Genomic DNA, 16256 nt, shown 5'->3' with positions numbered 1-16256 from the left:
TCGGCTGGCCGCACCCGCCCCTGATTCTCAGTAGGCGTCGGCGGCGTCGCTGATACGGAACTGCACGCGCTTGGTGCCCTGCCACTGGTCGGCGGAGACGGAGCCTGCGACGTGCAGCACCTGGCCGCGGCGGGCCATACAGAAGGCGCCGAGCGGGGCGTCGGCGGCGCGGAAGGCCATGCCCTCGATCCGGCCGCGATCCGGTCCCTCCAGCGTCAGCTTCAGATGATTGACGCCGACCTGGCGGACGTCCGCCAGCCGGTGGGCGGCGAGCGCGAAGACGGGTTGCGGGTGGCCGGAACCGTAGGGGCCCGCCTGTTCGAGCTGATCGGCGAGGGCGACCGTGGCGCCGGAGGCCGACAGCGCTCCGTCGATCTTCATCGTCCGCGTCGCCGTCAGCTCGCGGACGGTCTTTTCCGCCCGCTCCTCGAAGAAGCTCCGGAGGCGTCCGAGATTGCCGCGTTCGACCGTCAGGCCGGCCGCCATGCCGTGGCCGCCGCCCTTGACGAGGATCCCCTCCTCGACGGCGGCGCGCACCATCCGGCCGAGATCGAAGCCGTGGATCGAGCGGCCCGAACCGGTCCCCTTTCCCGACGGATCGAAGGCAATGGCGAAGGCCGGGCGATGAAAGCGGTCCTTCAGCCGCGAGGCGAGCAGGCCGACGACGCCCGGATGCCAGCCTTCGCGGGCGGTGACGATGACCGAGGCGCTCTCGCCCGTGCCGTATTCCGCCGACGCCTCGGCCTCGGCTTCGGCGAGCATCGCCACTTCCAGCGCTTGGCGCTCGCGGTTCAGCCCGTCGAGCTGTGCCGCGATCGCCTCGGCCTGCGTGGTATCCTGCAGCGTCAGGAGCCGGCTGCCGAGCGCGGCATCGCCGATCCGCCCGCCGGCGTTGATGCGCGGGCCTACGAGGAAGCCGAGGTGATAGGGGGTCACCGGGCCGCCGATTCCCGCCTGCTTCAGAAGCGCGGCCAGTCCCGGATTGCCGAGATGGCGCGCGGCCACCAGCCCCTTGACCACATAGGCGCGGTTCAGCCCCTTCAGCGGCACCACGTCGCAGACGGTGGCGAGCGCCACGAGATCGAGCATGGCGAGCAGGTCGATGCCGCCGGCGCGGGGATCACGGCCGCGCATCAGCCGCTGCAGCGCCACCAGCACCAGGAAGACGACGCCCGCCGCGCAGAGATGCCCCTGCCCGGACAGGTCGTCCTCGCGGTTCGGGTTGACGAGGGCGGCGCAGACCGGCAGCTCCTGGCCGACCTGGTGATGGTCGATCACCACCACGTCGATGCCGCGGGCGCGGGCGTGGCCGATCGATTCGAAGCTGGTCGAGCCGCAGTCGACGGTGACGATCAGCTTCGCGCCGCGATCGATCAGCGCGTCCATGGCCTGCGGGTTCGGGCCGTAGCCCTCGAAGATCCGGTCGGGAATGTAGATCTCGGCATCGACGCCGAAATGGATCAGGAAGCGATAGAGGATGGCGGACGCGCAGGCGCCGTCGACGTCGTAGTCGCCGAAGATCGCGATCCTTTCGCGCCTGCCGATCGCCGCTGCGATGCGCTCGGCGGCCGCCTCGCAGTCGGTCAGGCGATAGGGATCCGGCATCAGCCGCCGGAGCGTCGGGTCGAGAAACTCCAGCGCCTCGTCGAAGCCGACGCCGCGGCCTGCGATCACGCGGGCGATCAGGTCGGGAATGCCGTGCGTCTGGGTCATCGCCAGCGCCCGGTTCTCGCCGGCCTGGTCGAGGCGGGCGATCCAGCGCTGCCCGGTGGCCGATTTCTCGACCCCGAGGAAGGCGCGCTGGACGGGATCGACCTCCTGGCTCATCGTTCTCCTTGGCGGGCTCTCCTCGGCGGCGCAGCCGCGCCGCCGCGCTGTCGTCAGGCGGTCTTCGGCCGCTCGATCCGGATCACCTGCGGCTCGCCGGCAAGATAGCCTTCCTTGGAGATCGAGGCCACCGCCCGGCGGACGCTGTCCTCCATCGTCGCATGCGTGACGAGGATGATCGTCTTCGGCTCGGCCGCCTCGCTGTGATGCTTGGAATGCTGCACGATCGATTCCAGCGAGATGCCGTTCTCGGCCATGTGGCCGGCGATGTTGGCGAACACCCCTGCCCGGTCCTCGACCGTCATGCGGATGAAATAGCCGCCGTGGTGCTTGCGGATCTGCGCGCGTTTGTAGGGGGCGAGCGAGGCGGCCGGCCGGCCGAGCACGGGCACCATCTGCGCACCGGGGCGGCTCTTGGCTATGTCGGCGATGTCGCCGAGGACGGCGGACGCCGTCGCATTGCCGCCGGCGCCGGGACCGACCATCAAGAGCTCGCCGAGGACGTCGCTCTCGATCGCCACCGCATTGGTGACGCCGTCGACCTGGGCGATCTCCGATTCGATCGGCACCATGGTCGGGTGCACCCGCTGCTCGATGCCGGTATCGGTGCGCTGCGCGACGCCGAGCAGCTTGATGCGGTAGCCGAGGTCGGCGGCGGCACGGATATCCTCGATCGAGATGTTGCTGATGCCTTCCAGATAGATGTCGTCGGCCGAGATCTTGTTGCCGAAGGCGAGCGTCGTCAGGATCGACAGCTTGTGGGCGGTATCGTTGCCCTCGATGTCGAAGGCCGGATCCGCCTCGGCATAGCCGAGCCGCTGGGCCTCCTTCAGGCAGTCGGCGAAGCTGAGACCCTCCTTCTCCATCTTGGTCAGGATGTAGTTGCAGGTGCCGTTCATGATGCCGTAGACGCGGGAGACGACGTTGCCGGTGAGCGATTCGCGCAGCGCCTTGATCACCGGGATGCCGCCGGCCACCGCCGCCTCGTAGTTCAGCAGGCAACCGCGCTCCTCGGCGATCGTCGCAAGCTCGACGCCGTGGGCGGCCAACAGCGCCTTGTTCGCCGTCACCACGTGGACCCCGCGCGACAGCGCCGCCTTGACCGCCGCATAGGCCGGGTCGCCGGCGCCGCCCATCAGCTCGACGAAGACGTCGATCTGCGGGTTTTCCGCCAGCGCCACCGGATCGTCGAACCAGGCGACGCGGGAGAGATCGACGCCGCGGTCGCGCTTATTGTCGCGGGCGCTGACGGCGACGATTTCGATCGGGCGGCCGCAGGTCGATGCCAGGCTTTCCCGGCGTTCGACGAGGATGCGTGCGAGCGAGGACCCAACGGTCCCCAAGCCCGCTATGCCGATCTTGAGGGCATCAGCCATGATGAAAAGTCCTATCGATATATGAATGTGCCCACCGGCGGCGGCCGGCGGGCGAAGAGGATCAGCGGTGGGCGTTCAGCGAGATGACGTTGTGCATCGTCTCGTCGGCCGACGACAGGAAGCGCTTGATGTTGCGCGCCGCCTGGCGGATGCGGTGTTCGTTCTCGACGAGGGCGATGCGCACATAGTCGTCGCCCTGCTCGCCGAAGCCGATGCCCGGCGCCACGGCCACGTCGGCCTTCTCCACCAGCAGCTTGGAGAATTCGAGGCTGCCGAGATGGCGGAACTTTTCCGGGATCTTCGCCCAGGCGAACATGGTGGCCGCCGGCGGCGGCACGTCGAAGCCCGCCTTGCCGAAGGTGTCGACCATGACGTCGCGGCGGCGCTTGTAGATGTTGCGGACTTCCGCGATGTCGGAGCCGTCGCCGTTCAGCGCATGCGTCGCCGCCACCTGGATCGGCGTGAACGCGCCGTAGTCGAGATAGGACTTCACGCGCGTCAGCGCCGCTATCAGGCGCTCGTTGCCGACGGCAAAGCCCATGCGCCAGCCGGGCATGGAGAAGGTCTTCGACATCGAGGTGAACTCGACGGTGATGTCGATCGCGCCCGGCACCTCGAGCACCGACGGCGGCGGCGCGCCGTCGAAGTAGATCTCCGAATAGGCGAGGTCGGACAGCACGATGATGTCATGCTTCTTCGCGAAGGCCACGACGTCCTTGTAGAAGTCGAGGCTCGCCACCTGCGCCGTCGGGTTCGACGGATAGTTGAGGATCAGCGCCAGCGGCTTGGGGATCGAATGGCGCACGGCGCGCTCGAGCGGGCCGAAGAAGGTCTCGTCCGGCTCGACCGAGATCGAGCGGATGACGCCGCCCGCCATCAGGAAGCCGAAGGCATGGATCGGATAGGTCGGGTTGGGGCACAGCACCACGTCGCCGGGCGCGGTGATCGCCTGGGCCATGTTGGCGAAGCCCTCCTTGGAGCCCAGCGTCGCCACGACCTGGGTGTCGGGATTGAGCTTCACGCCGAAGCGGCGGGCATAGTAGGCGGCCTGGGCGCGGCGCAGGCCGGGAATGCCCTTGGAGGCGGAATAGCGATGGGTGCGCGGGTCCTGGACGACCTCGCACAGCTTGTCGACGATCGCCTTGGGCGTCGGCAGGTCCGGATTGCCCATGCCGAGGTCGATGATGTCGGCCCCGCCCGCTCGCGCGCTCGCTTTCAAACGGTTGACCTGCTCGAAAACATATGGCGGCAGACGCCGGACCTTGTGAAACTCTTCCATCTCAGACCCCGTTGGGCACGGTCCTCGTCGCGCCCCAGGATCGGACGCCCCGCCTTCCGTGCAAATCAAGATTCTCGGTTAGGCGGGAATATGTCCGATTTGATGACACTCCACCCACCGAAACGGTCACTTGGACCATTCAAGGCTTTGCGTCCAATCGAGCGCAAAGGCAAGCGCTAATTCTCGATCTCTTTGAGCGTGTCGGCGCCGTGATTCGCAGCCAGCGCGTCCATCTCGGCCATCAGCCGGCGATACTCGGCCTCCGATATCGTGCCGGCGCGCCGCTGAGCGCCGAGCGCGCTGACGCGGGCGCTGATCTTGGCCGCTTCCTCGTTGCTCATCTGGGCGGTCGCGGCCTGTACGCGGGCGGTGATGTCCGGATAGGTGGCCGATCGGTCGGCCCCCGGATTGACCATCGCGGCATTCGCCGTCGTCTGCGACGGCGACGTGCATCCGGCGACCAATGCCAAGGCACCGGCCATCACGATCGCCGCACCAAGCCTTCTCGAAACACACGCCATGCCATCCCGCTCCGCGCAGCCAAAAACCCCGTTCCGGCGGCGCGCTGCCGCCCCGTCCGGACGGCGCCTGCCGATCGTGGCGCCGAAGAACTCTATGGCCCTTTTATTCTTTTTCCGGCAGGATGTAAAAACGGAACTAACAAGAAAATCCGGAGGAAACGGTTGAGCCAGGAAAAGGACGGCGACACGCGCGAGGCCGCCGGGTTTGCAGGTTTCGACCCCAGGACGATCGAGCCCTACGTCGTCAAGAATCCCGAGGCACTCGCCGTCAATTTCGCCCGCACGGTCGAGCAGCTCGGCCGGGCGGCATCCGCCTGGCTTGCGCCGCGCGAACGGGGCGAGAAGGTCGATACCGTCGCCGATCCCGTCGTCGACATGGTCAAGACGCTGTCGAAGGTGTCGGAGTACTGGATCTCCGATCCGCGGCGGACGCTGGAGGCCCAGACCCATCTGCTCGGGAGCTATTTCTCCATCTGGTCGCGGACGCTGCAGAAGATCGGCGGCGAGACGGGAGTGGCCGACGACGCGCCGGCCGTCCCCGACAAGCGATTCGCCGACGAGGACTGGGTGAAGAACCCGTTCTTCGACTTCCTGCGGCAGGCCTATCTCGTCACCGCCGACTGGGCCGAAAAGATGGTGTCGCAGGCCGATGGCCTGGACGAGCACACGCGCCACAAGGCCGCCTTCTACGTCCGCCAGATCACCAGCGCGCTGTCGCCGTCGAATTTCGTCACGACCAATCCGCAGCTCTACCGCGAGACCGTCGCCAGCAACGGCGAGAACCTGGTGCGCGGCATGCGGATGCTGGCCGAGGACATCATGGCCGGCAAGGGCGACCTGAAACTCCGGCAGACCGACACGAGCAAGTTCGCCGTCGGCGAGAACCTCGCGATCACCCCCGGCAAGGTCATCGCCCAGAGCGACGTCTGCCAGGTGATCCAGTACGACGCCGCCACCGAGGAGGTGCTCAAGCGGCCGCTCATGATCTGCCCGCCCTGGATCAACAAGTTCTACGTCCTCGATCTCAACCCGCAGAAATCCTTCATCAAATGGGCGGTGGACCAGGGTCACACCGTCTTCGTCATTTCCTGGGTCAATCCGGACGAGCGTCATGCCCGCAAGGACTGGGAGGCCTATGCCCGCGAGGGGATCGATTTCGCGCTCGCGACGATCAAGCAGGCCTGCGGCGAGGACGAGGTCAATGCGGTCGGCTACTGCGTCGGCGGCACGCTGCTGGCGGCCACGCTCGCCCTGCATGCGCAGGAGGGTGACAAGCGCATCCGGTCGGCGACGCTGTTCACCACGCAGGTCGACTTCACCTATGCCGGCGACCTGAAGATCTTCGCCGACGAGGACCAGATCGCCGCCCTCGAGCAGGGCATGGCGGCGGTCGGCTATCTCGAGGGCTCGAAGATGGCGACCGCCTTCAACATGCTGCGCTCCTCCGAGCTGATCTGGCCCTATTTCGTCAACAACTACCTGAAGGGCCAGGAGCCCCTGCCCTTCGACCTGCTCTACTGGAACTCCGATTCGACGCGGATGCCGGCGGCCAACCACTCCTACTACCTGCGCAACTGCTACCTGACGAACAGCCTCAGCAAGGGCGAAATGACGCTCGCCGGCAAGAAGCTCTCGCTGAAGGACGTGAAGATCCCGATCTACAATCTCGCGACCCGGGAAGACCACATCGCCCCGGCCAAGTCCGTCTTCGTCGGCAGCAGCGCGTTCGGCGGCAAGGTCACCTTCGTGCTGTCCGGCTCGGGCCATATCGCCGGCGTCGTCAACCCGCCCGACCGCAACAAGTACCAGTTCTGGACCGGCGGCGCGCCCAAGGGCGCCTACGAGGACTGGGTGAAGTCGGCCAAGGAAACCCCGGGCTCCTGGTGGCCGCACTGGCACGCCTGGATCGAGAAGCTCGACGCCCGCAAGGTCCCGGCCCGCAAGACCGGCGGTCCGCTGAACTCGATCGAGGAAGCGCCCGGCTCCTACGTCCGGGTCCGGGCCTGAGACCGCACGGCCCGACGGATCTGGCACGGGATGGGTCAGGCTGGCGCGCACCCACCTCCCCCTCTAGGGGGAGGTCGCCGCGAAGCGGCGGGTGGGGGTGACACGCCGCGGAACAGTGACAGACCTTTCTCGCTGGGACCCCACGGATCACCCCACCCCGGCACTGCGTGCCGACCCTCCCCCTCGAGGGGAGGGTGTTCATCACGGCAGCCCACCGCGCCGAACCTTCGCGTCGCTCGCCCGGTGGCCACGTCCCACCGGACAGCCATCTGCTCGCCATTCGCTATTCGCTATCCCCTCCGCCCCCGTCTCTGCTAAGCAGCCCGTCACCCCTACCGCCACACTCGATCCACCCTTTCGGTCTCGCATGATCTTCGATCCGCCTCTCGTGCCGGCAACGCTGGTGCAGCGCTACAAGCGCTTTCTCTTCGACGCGGTGCTCGACGACGGCACCGCGATCACCGGCTCGTGCCCGAACACCGGTTCGATGCGCGGGCTGACGACGCCCGGATCGCGCATCTGGCTGTCCGAGCACGACGGCCCTCTGCGCAAGTATCGCCACCGCTTCGAGCTGATCGAGGCGGACGGCACGGTGGTCGGCATCAATACCGGCCTGCCAAACCGGCTGGCCGAGGAGGCGATCCGCGCCGGCCTCGTCGGCGATCTCGGCGGCTACCCGCTCGTCGAGCGCGAGCGGAAATACGGGCGGAACTCGCGCATCGACCTGCTGCTCTCCGGTCCCGGCCGCCCGTCCGCCTATGTCGAGGTCAAGAACGTTCATTTCTGCCGTGCGCCCGGCCTTGCCGAATTCCCCGATACGGCAACGGCCCGCGGTGCCAAGCACCTGGAGGAACTGGGCGATGTCGCCGAAGCCGGCCATCGCGCGGTCATGCTCTATGTCGTCCAGCGCGGCGACTGCGACCGCTTCCGGATCTGCTCCGACCTCGACCCGGTCTATGCCTCAGCCTTCACGCGCGCCAGATGGCGCGGCGTCGAGGCCTATGCGGTCAAATGCGCCGTCTCGCCCCTGGAAATTCGCCCCGACGCATTGATCGCCATGGACGAAACAGCCATAGCTGCTTTATGAAATCTTGAACGACAATCGAAAGTTCGACGATGGTGACCTATATCGAAGCCTTTTCCGCGCCGATGAAGAATACCGGCGTGATCCGGCTCTACGGCAGCGAGGCCTTCGAAGGCATGCGCAAGGCCAGCCAGCTGACGGCGCGCGCACTGGACGAGATCTACCCGCTGGTCAAGCCGGGGGTCACGACCGAGGAGCTGGACCGCTTCGTGTTCGAGTTCGGCATGGACCACGGCGCACTGCCGGCGACGCTGAACTATCGCGGCTACACCAAGTCGTCCTGCATCTCGCTCAACCATGTCGTCTGTCACGGCATTCCCAACGACAAGCCGCTGCGCGAAGGCGACATCGCCAATATCGACATCACCTACATCCTCGACGGATGGCACGGCGATTCCAGCCGCATGTATCCGGTCGGGCAGATCAAGCGCTCGGCCGAACGCCTGCTCGAGGTCACCTATGAGTGCCTGCTGCGCGGCATCGCCGCCGTCCGGCCGGGGGTGCGCACCGGCGCCATCGGCGAGGCGATCCAGAAATATGCCGAGGCGGAACGCTGCTCCGTCGTGCGCGATTTCTGCGGCCACGGCCTCGGGCGCCTCTTCCACGACGCCCCCAACATCCTGCACTACGGCAATGCCAACGAGGGGCCGGAATTGAAGGAAGGCATGATCTTCACGATCGAGCCGATGATCAATCTCGGCCGGCCGCATGTGAAGGTGCTTTCCGACGGCTGGACCGCGGTGACGCGCGACCGGTCGCTGTCGGCGCAATACGAGCATGCCGTGGGCGTCACCGCCGACGGCTGCGAAGTCTTCACCCTGTCGCCGGGCGGCCTCGACCGACCCGGCCTACCCGGATAGGACCCAATGGGCAAAGACCCCGTACCGAATGGCGACAAGGCCGCTTCGGAAGAAGCGCAATCAGCAATGGGGTACGGCGGCCTGCTCTTCGACGACGAGCGCGGGCATTTCGCGGAACGGTCGGCCCGCCACGGATCGCTTGGCGGTGCCCGGGCCGCCGCACCGGCGGACGTCGAGGCCGCGCACTATCACGGTCACCGCGAACGGTTGCGCAGCCGCTTTCGCGAACACGGGGAAGCGGCGCTCGCCGACTACGAGATCCTGGAACTCCTTCTGTTCCGCCTCATTCCCCGGCGGGACACCAAGCCCATCGCCAAGGCCCTGCTCGACCGGTTCGGCACGCTGTCCGGCGTGCTCGGCGCGCCGTCGGCGCTCCTGCAGGAGGTCAAGGGCATCGGCGAGGCCGTGGCGCTCGACCTGAAGCTGGTCGCCACCGTGTCCCAACGCATGCTGAAGAGCGAATTGCGCAACAAGCAGGTGCTCGGTTCCTGGACGTCGGTCATCAACTACTGCCATGCCGCCATGGCGCATGAAAGCCGCGAGCAGTTCCGGATCCTGTTTCTCGACAAGCGCAACGTGCTGATCGCCGACGAGGTGCAGGGACGCGGCACCGTCGACCACACGCCCGTTTATCCGCGCGAGGTGGTGAAGCGGGCGCTGGAGCTTTCGGCGACCGCCATCATCCTCGTCCACAACCACCCGTCCGGCGATCCGACCCCCTCGCGCGCCGACATCGAGATGACCAAGACGATCGTCGAGACCGCCCGGCCGCTCGGCATCGTCGTCCACGACCACATCATCATCGGCCGTGACGGCCATGCGAGCCTGAAGGGCCTGCGGCTGATCTGATCCGTGATCGCGCAGTGCGACGCACAGAAATTTTTCTTGCGTCGCAACAAGAGCGCGAAGGCTTTGTTAAGCCATCACAGAGAGGCTATAGCTACGGCGGCTGGAAATGCCGCAACGCAAAAGATTCCATCGGACCCGGAAGCACCCCCATGCAGCAATTTGATCTCGTCGTCGTCGGCAGCGGCCCCGCCGGTCGCAGGGGGGCGATCCAGGCCGCCAAGCTCGGCCACAAGGTTCTCGTCATCGAGCAGGGCAAGAGGGTCGGCGGCGTCTCCGTGCACACCGGCACCATCCCGTCCAAGACCCTGCGCGAGACGGCGCTCAACCTGACCGGCTGGCGCGAACGCGGCTTCTACGGGCGCGCCTACCGGGTGAAGCAGGAGATCAGCGCCGAGGACCTGCGCCGCCGCCTGATCATCACGCTCGACCACGAGGTCGAGGTGCTGGAGCACCAGTTCGCCCGCAACCGCGTCCAGCTCATCCGCGGCAAGGCGAGCTTCCTGACGCCGGAGACGCTGCAGATCGTCAAGGACGACGGCGAGATCGTCCAGGTCTCGGGCAAGAGCATCATGCTCGCCGTCGGCACCAAGCCCTATCGCCCCGCAAGCATCCCCTTCGACGGCAAGACGATCCTCGACAGCGACGAACTGCTGGAGATCGAGGAGCTGCCGCGCTCGCTCGCCGTCATCGGCGCGGGCGTGATCGGCATCGAGTATGCGACGATCTTCAGCGCGCTCGACGCCCAGGTCACCGTCATCGACCCGAAGTCGACGATCCTCGACTTCATCGATCGTGAGATCGTCGAGGATTTCACCTACCAGCTGCGCGACCGCAACATGAAGCTCCTGCTCGGCACCAAGGCCGACAGGATCGAGAAGCTCGACAACGGCAAATGCGCGATCACGCTCGACAACGGCCGCACGGTCGTCACCGACATGGTGCTCTATGCCGCCGGCCGCATGGGCGCGACCGACACGCTGAATCTCGCCGCAGCCGGGCTGGAAGCGGACGACCGCGGGCGGCTGAAGGTCAATCTGGAGACGTTCCAGACGGCGGTGCCGCACGTCTTTGCCGCCGGCGACGTCGTCGGCTTCCCCAGCCTCGCCTCCACCTCGATGGAACAGGGCCGCGTCGCCGCACGCGTGGCGGTCGGCGCCATCGCCAAGGAACCGCAGAAATACTTTCCCTACGGCATCTACGCGGTGCCGGAAATCTCCACCTGCGGGCTGACCGAGGAAGAGGTCAAGCAGCGCGGCATCCCCTATGAGTGCGGCATCGCGCGGTTCCGCGAAACCTCGCGCGGCCACATCATGGGGCTCGATTCGGGGCTGCTGAAGATGATCTTCTCGCTCAAGACGCGGCGGCTCCTCGGCGTTCACATCGTCGGCGAAGGTGCGACCGAGCTCGTGCACATCGGCCAGGCGGTGCTGAACCTGAAGGGTACCGTCGAATATTTCGTCGAGAACACCTTCAACTATCCGACGCTCGCCGAGGCCTACAAGATCGCCGGGCTCGACGCCTGGAACCGCATGGGCGAGATCAGGCCGCAGGAGACGGCGGAAGCGCCGCCGGCCAAGAGCGCTGTGCAACGCAAGTAGCTTGCCCCGGGGCGGGCCTCAGTAGCCCTGCGGAAACTGGCGGCTGCCGTCCTCGATCTCGTAGTAATCGCCCTTGTCGGCGCAAAAGATGTGGAAGCCAATCTTCAGCCCGGTCGGCTGGTCGAAGGCGCCGGCCATGATCGACGTGTAGTCGGAGCGGTCGCCCTTCCAGAACAGGGCCGAGCCGCAGGTCCGGCAGAAGCCGCGCCCGGCCGTGTCGCTGGCGCGATACCAGGTGATGTTCCCGCCGCCCTCGATCTCGAGGTTTTCGTCCGGCACGTTCGTGGCGGCGTAGTGGTGGCCGGTCTGCCGGCGGCACTGGCTGCAATGGCAGGCGATCACCTCGCGCAACGGCCCCTTCGTGCGAAAGCGGACGCTGCCGCAAAGGCAATGCCCGGTGTGAATCTCGGCCATCAGGTCCCCTTCCCTGCTTCTTCTTGTGGTCTTTGCGCCTGACGCTGGCAACAAAAAACCGGGCCAGCTTCGGCAGCCGGCCCGGTCCTGTCAAATGCAGAAAATTCATCAGTCTTTTCAATGCCGTTGATGGACGGCACCAAACCGTGAACGAAAGGCGATCAGCCGTTCACGACCATGCGTTTCTCGTCCAGGCTGCTCTTCAGGCGCTCGGCCAGCAGGAAGGCCAGCTCGAGTGCCTGGTCGGCGTTCAGGCGCGGATCGCAATGCGTATGGTAGCGGTCCGCCAGGTCGTCGCCCGACAGTGCACGGGCGCCGCCGGTGCATTCGGTGACGTCCTTGCCGGTCATCTCGATATGGATGCCGCCCGGATGCGTGCCCTCGGAGCGATGGATCTGGAAGAAGCTCTCGACTTCCGACAGGATCCGCTCGAACGGACGGGTCTTGTAGTTGTTGAGCGTGATCGTGTTGCCGTGCATCGGATCGCAGGACCAGACGACCTTCTTGCCCTCGCGCTCGACCGCGCGGATGAGGCGCGGCAGGTTCTCGGCGACCTTGTCATGGCCGAAGCGGCAGATCAGCGTCAGCCGGCCGGCCTCGTTGGCCGGGTTCAGCAGGTCGATGAGCTCGATGAGGCCGTCGGCCGTCAGCGACGGTCCGCACTTCAGCCCGATCGGGTTCTTGATGCCGCGGCAGTATTCGACATGGGCATGGTCGGCCTGGCGGGTGCGGTCGCCGATCCAGATCATGTGGCCGGAGGTGGCATACCAGTCGCCCGAGGTCGAATCGACGCGGGTCAGCGCCTGCTCATAGCCGAGCAGCAGCGCCTCGTGGCTGGTGAAGAAGTCCGTCTCGCGCAGTGCGGGATGGTTCTCGGCGGTGATGCCGATCGCCTTCATGAAGTCCATCGTCTCGGAGATCCGGTGCGCCAGCTTGCGGTAGCGCTCGGCCTGCGGGCTGTCCTTGACGAAGCCGAGCATCCACTGGTGCACGTTCTCCAGGTTGGCATAGCCTCCCATGGCGAAGGCGCGCAGCAGGTTCAGCGTCGCGGCCGACTGCCGGTAGGCCATGATCTGGCGTTCCGGATTGGGAATCCGGGCTTCCTCGGTGAACTCGATGCCGTTGATGATGTCGCCGCGGTAGGACGGCAGCGTCACCTCGCCCTGCTTCTCGACGTTCGAGGAGCGCGGCTTGGCGAACTGGCCGGCGATGCGGCCGACCTTGACCACCGGCTTCTGCGCGCCGAAGGTCAGCACGACGGCCATCTGCAGGAAGGCGCGGAAGAAGTCGCGGATCGTGTCAGCGCCGTGTTCGGCGAAGCTCTCGGCGCAGTCGCCGCCCTGCAGCAGGAAGCCCTTGCCTTCGGCGACGTTGGCCAGCGCGCTCTTCAGGCGCCGGGCCTCGCCGGCGAAAACGAGCGGCGGATACGAGGCGAGTTGCTCCTCGGTCGCGGCCAATGCCGCAGCGTCCGGGTAGTCCGGCACCTGCTGGATCGGCTTCTGCCGCCAGCTGTTCGGGGTCCAATTCTGTGCCATCTCGTTCACCTGTTTCGGGGCATGCGCGACAAGAGGCCCGCACGCCCGCTTTCATTAGGATGCGGGCTTATAAACCGGAAAGTCCCGCTTGCCTAGCGGGGCTTCCGCCGCCTCAGAGCTTCTCGCCGTTGCGGATCCGGTAGCTCGGCTGGTACATCGTCACCAGCTCCTCCGCCGCGGTCGGATGCACCGCCATCGTCCGGTCGAAGTCGTCCTTTGTGCAGCCCGCCTTCAGCGCGATGCCGAGAAGTTGCGCCATCTCGCCGGCGTCGTGGCCGAGCACGTGCACGCCCAGCACCTTCCGGTCCGCCGCATTGACCACGATCTTCATGATCGTCTTCTCCTGGCGTCCCGAGAGCGTCGCCTTCATCGGGCGGAACTCGGCGCGGTAAACCTCGAGCTCGGCAAAGGCCTTCGCGGCCGCCTCCTCGCTCATGCCGACGGTGCCGATCTCGGGCTGCGAGAACACCGCCGTCGGGATCAGATCGTGATCCGGCGAGGTCGGGCGTCCGCGGAACTCGGTCTCGATGAAGCACATCGCCTCGTGGATCGCGACCGGCGTCAGCTGCACGCGGTCGGTGACGTCGCCGATGGCGAAGATGCCGGGAACATTCGTGCGCGAGTATGCGTCGACCACGATCGCTCCCTTCTGGTCCGTCTCGACGCCGGCCGTCTCCAGCCCGAGGTCGGTGGTGTTGGGAACGCGCCCGAGCGCCAGCATGACCTGGTCGACGACCAGCGCCTCGCCCTTCAGCGTCCGCACCTGCCGCCGGCCGTCGGCGCCTTCGACGATATCCTGCAGGATATCCTCGCAGAGGATGCGGATGCCCTTGCCTTCCATCGCCTTGTGCAGGCCCTGGCGCATGTCGTGGTCGAAGCGCGACAGTATCTCCTTGCCGCGGTAGATCAGCGTCGTCTCGACGCCCAGCCCGTGGAAGATGTTGGCAAACTCGACGGCGATGTAGCCGCCGCCGGCGATCAGGATCGACTTCGGCAGCGCCGGCAGGTCGAAGGCCTCGTTGGAGGTGATGCAGAGCTCGTGGCCCGGCAGGTCCTTGTGCGGCGCCGGATGACCGCCGGTGGCGATCAGGATGCGCTCTGCCGTGACCAGCCTGTCGGTCGCCGCAAGCCGGATCGTGTTCGGGCCGACCAGCACCGCCCGCGTATCGAGGATCTCCGCGCCGGAGGTGTCCAGCCCCTTGCGGTAGAGCCCCTCCAGCCGCGTGATCTCCTGCTCCTTGGCGGCGACCAGCTTCCGCCAGTCGAAATGCGCCTCTCCCACGCTCCAGCCGAAGCCGGCCGCGTCCTCGAAATGCTCGCCGAACTGCGAGGCGTAGACATAGAGCTTCTTCGGCACGCAGCCGCGGATAACGCAGGTTCCGCCGAAGCGGAACTCCTCGGCGATCGCCACCTTCTTGCCCATGGCCGCGGCCAGGCGCCCGCTTCTAACGCCGCCCGAGCCGCCACCGATCACGAAGAGGTCATAGTCGAAAGCAGGCATCGGGCACTCCGGATTTTAGGATTGACGGGAAGGCACGACGCGCGGGACCTCGCGCCGCCGGCAGAGATATAGGTGCTGGCATGCGAAAAAGAAAAGCCCGGATCGCTCCGGGCTTCGCAAAACCGATTGGCGACGGGCTCGCGCCTTACTGGGGCTGCTGCTGGCCCTCGGCCTTCTTCTGCGCGCCGATCTCGGCTTCGAGCTTCTTGTCGCTGTTGACGGCGAGGTCGCGCGAGATGCCGGACGCCCAGATGTCGGCGGCCTTCATCACTTCGCGCGCGGCGAGCGGGCCGGACTGCAGCAGCTTCTTGCCCGCTTCCGAGCCGTAGAAGGCGGCGATCGCGTTCAGCTCCTCGACGGTGAAGGTCTTGGCGTAGATGTTGGCGACTTCGCGCTCGAGGTCGGCGCGACGCGGCGCCAGCGCCAGGGCTTCCTCGTCGACGGTCTTGTTGATCAGGTCGCCGAAGTTCGGCGAAGACTGGATGAGGGTGCCCTTCAGGCGCTCTGCGATCTGCGGCAGAATGGCGTCGAACTGGCCGGTCGCGTTCAGCGCGGTCATGGCCGCGCGGGCGGCCTGAACCTGCTCCGGCGTGGCGTCCTGTGCCGCCACGGAGCCCGCGAAGGCGACCGAAGCGACGAGCGTTGCGGCAAGCGTGCGGCCAAGGCCGGCAAAAATGGTCATTTTGGTCATTGCTCCTGTCTAATTGTCCGCTTTCAGCGTCCGCGCACCTGCCGGTCCGGCAATGATGGCAATCGACGCCATGTTGATGAACAAGCCGTGCTCCACGACGCCCGGGATCGCGTTCAAGGCGCTTGCCAGCGCCTCTGCATCAGGAATACGGCCAAATGATGCGTCCAGAATATAGTGCCCGCCGTCGGTCGTGAAGATGCCGTCGCCGGACTGGCGCGGCTCGATCGCGCCGGAAAGGCCGAGCCTTGCGGCAAGCTTCTCGATCGCGATTCGCGTGGCCACCATGCCGAACGGATTGACCTCGATCGGCAGCTTGAAGGCGCCCAGCGTCTCGACCACCTTGCTCTCGTCGGCGATGACGATCATGCGGGTGGAAGCGGCTGCGACGATCTTCTCGCGCAGCAGCGCGCCGCCGCCGCCCTTGATCAGGCGCAGCTTGCCGTCCACCTCGTCGGCGCCGTCGATGGTCAGGTCGAGCTCCGGAAGCTCGTCCAGCGACATCAGCGGCACGCCGAGCTCCACGCAGAGCCGGGCCGTGCGCTCCGACGTCGGCACGCCGACGACCGACATGCCGTTTGCCACCCGTTCCGCCAGCAACCGCACGAACTCCTCCGCGGTCGACCCTGTGCCGATGCCGAGACGCATGCCGTCCTCGACATAGGAGAGTGCTGCGGCCGCAGCCTTGATCTTCATTTCGCGGGCGTCCATCCGCCT

The 16256-nt window shown here is 66.6% G+C and carries 14 protein-coding genes; 5 read left to right on the top strand and 9 right to left on the bottom strand.

What is annotated here, in order from left to right; translation table 11 throughout:
• Positions 1 to 27: 27 nt before the first annotated feature.
• The 4 genes from recJ to P0086_RS15665 all read right to left on the bottom strand — a co-directional run bounded on the left by recJ (position 28) and on the right by P0086_RS15665 (position 4964).
• Positions 28 to 1827 carry a single-stranded-DNA-specific exonuclease RecJ gene (gene recJ / locus P0086_RS15680; protein ID WP_275787185.1) on the bottom strand — a complete coding sequence of 600 codons (1800 nt, stop codon included), beginning with the start codon at positions 1825 to 1827 and terminating at the stop codon, positions 28 to 30.
• A 53-nt stretch (positions 1828 to 1880) separates the two neighbouring features.
• Positions 1881 to 3203, bottom strand: a complete 1323-nt coding sequence (locus P0086_RS15675) for a homoserine dehydrogenase (RefSeq protein WP_275787181.1) — start codon at positions 3201 to 3203, stop codon at positions 1881 to 1883.
• 61 nt (positions 3204 to 3264) lie between these two features.
• The gene (locus tag P0086_RS15670) at positions 3265 to 4482 is read right to left on the bottom strand and encodes an LL-diaminopimelate aminotransferase (RefSeq protein WP_112598568.1); all 1218 of its coding nucleotides are present in this window, start codon (positions 4480 to 4482) and stop codon (positions 3265 to 3267) included.
• A gap of 176 nt (positions 4483 to 4658) precedes the next feature.
• Positions 4659 to 4964 carry a hypothetical protein gene (locus P0086_RS15665; protein ID WP_275787178.1) on the bottom strand — a complete coding sequence of 102 codons (306 nt, stop codon included), beginning with the start codon at positions 4962 to 4964 and terminating at the stop codon, positions 4659 to 4661.
• A gap of 201 nt (positions 4965 to 5165) precedes the next feature.
• Here P0086_RS15665 and phaC point away from each other — a divergent pair, with 201 nt between their 5' ends.
• From phaC to sthA, 5 genes are all read left to right on the top strand, one after another.
• Entirely contained in the window at positions 5166 to 7010 is a 1845-nt protein-coding gene (phaC, locus tag P0086_RS15660) for a poly(3-hydroxyalkanoate) polymerase subunit PhaC (protein WP_275787176.1), read from the top strand.
• A 367-nt stretch (positions 7011 to 7377) separates the two neighbouring features.
• A complete protein-coding gene (gene sfsA, locus P0086_RS15655) occupies positions 7378 to 8097 on the top strand; it encodes a DNA/RNA nuclease SfsA (protein ID WP_275787173.1) in 720 nt (239 codons plus the stop codon).
• A gap of 29 nt (positions 8098 to 8126) precedes the next feature.
• On the top strand, positions 8127 to 8954 hold the full coding sequence (map, locus tag P0086_RS15650; protein ID WP_112600205.1) for a type I methionyl aminopeptidase: 828 nt from the start codon (positions 8127 to 8129) through the stop codon (positions 8952 to 8954).
• Between the two features lie 6 nt (positions 8955 to 8960).
• Positions 8961 to 9803: a DNA repair protein RadC gene (gene radC / locus P0086_RS15645; protein WP_112609874.1), complete on the top strand. Its 843-nt coding sequence runs from the start codon at positions 8961 to 8963 to the stop codon at positions 9801 to 9803.
• 149 nt (positions 9804 to 9952) lie between these two features.
• Entirely contained in the window at positions 9953 to 11401 is a 1449-nt protein-coding gene (gene sthA / locus P0086_RS15640) for a Si-specific NAD(P)(+) transhydrogenase (protein ID WP_275787169.1), read from the top strand.
• 18 nt (positions 11402 to 11419) lie between these two features.
• On the opposite strand, the gene P0086_RS15635 is transcribed toward sthA, so the two are convergent.
• The 5 genes from P0086_RS15635 to rpiA form a co-directional block, all read right to left on the bottom strand.
• Positions 11420 to 11815: a GFA family protein gene (locus P0086_RS15635; protein WP_275787166.1), complete on the bottom strand. Its 396-nt coding sequence runs from the start codon at positions 11813 to 11815 to the stop codon at positions 11420 to 11422.
• A 161-nt stretch (positions 11816 to 11976) separates the two neighbouring features.
• The gene (locus tag P0086_RS15630) at positions 11977 to 13350 is read right to left on the bottom strand and encodes a 3-deoxy-7-phosphoheptulonate synthase class II (protein WP_112600226.1); all 1374 of its coding nucleotides are present in this window, start codon (positions 13348 to 13350) and stop codon (positions 11977 to 11979) included.
• A 112-nt stretch (positions 13351 to 13462) separates the two neighbouring features.
• Positions 13463 to 14851, bottom strand: a complete 1389-nt coding sequence (gor, locus tag P0086_RS15625) for a glutathione-disulfide reductase (RefSeq protein WP_275787163.1) — start codon at positions 14849 to 14851, stop codon at positions 13463 to 13465.
• Positions 14852 to 14996: 145 nt separating this feature from the next.
• Positions 14997 to 15533, bottom strand: coding sequence for a DUF2059 domain-containing protein (locus P0086_RS15620; protein ID WP_112600227.1), 537 nt, complete (start codon positions 15531 to 15533; stop codon positions 14997 to 14999).
• Positions 15534 to 15551: 18 nt separating this feature from the next.
• Complete coding sequence (gene rpiA, locus P0086_RS15615; protein ID WP_112609866.1) at positions 15552 to 16250, bottom strand: ribose-5-phosphate isomerase RpiA; 699 nt, start codon at positions 16248 to 16250, stop codon at positions 15552 to 15554.
• Positions 16251 to 16256: the final 6 nt, after the last annotated feature.

The organism is Mycoplana sp. MJR14 (assembly GCF_029210525.1).
Classification (GTDB): Bacteria; Pseudomonadota; Alphaproteobacteria; order Rhizobiales; family Rhizobiaceae; genus Mycoplana.
Note: the sequence above shows the minus strand (reverse complement) of the source record. Positions and strands in the feature narration are given on the sequence as shown.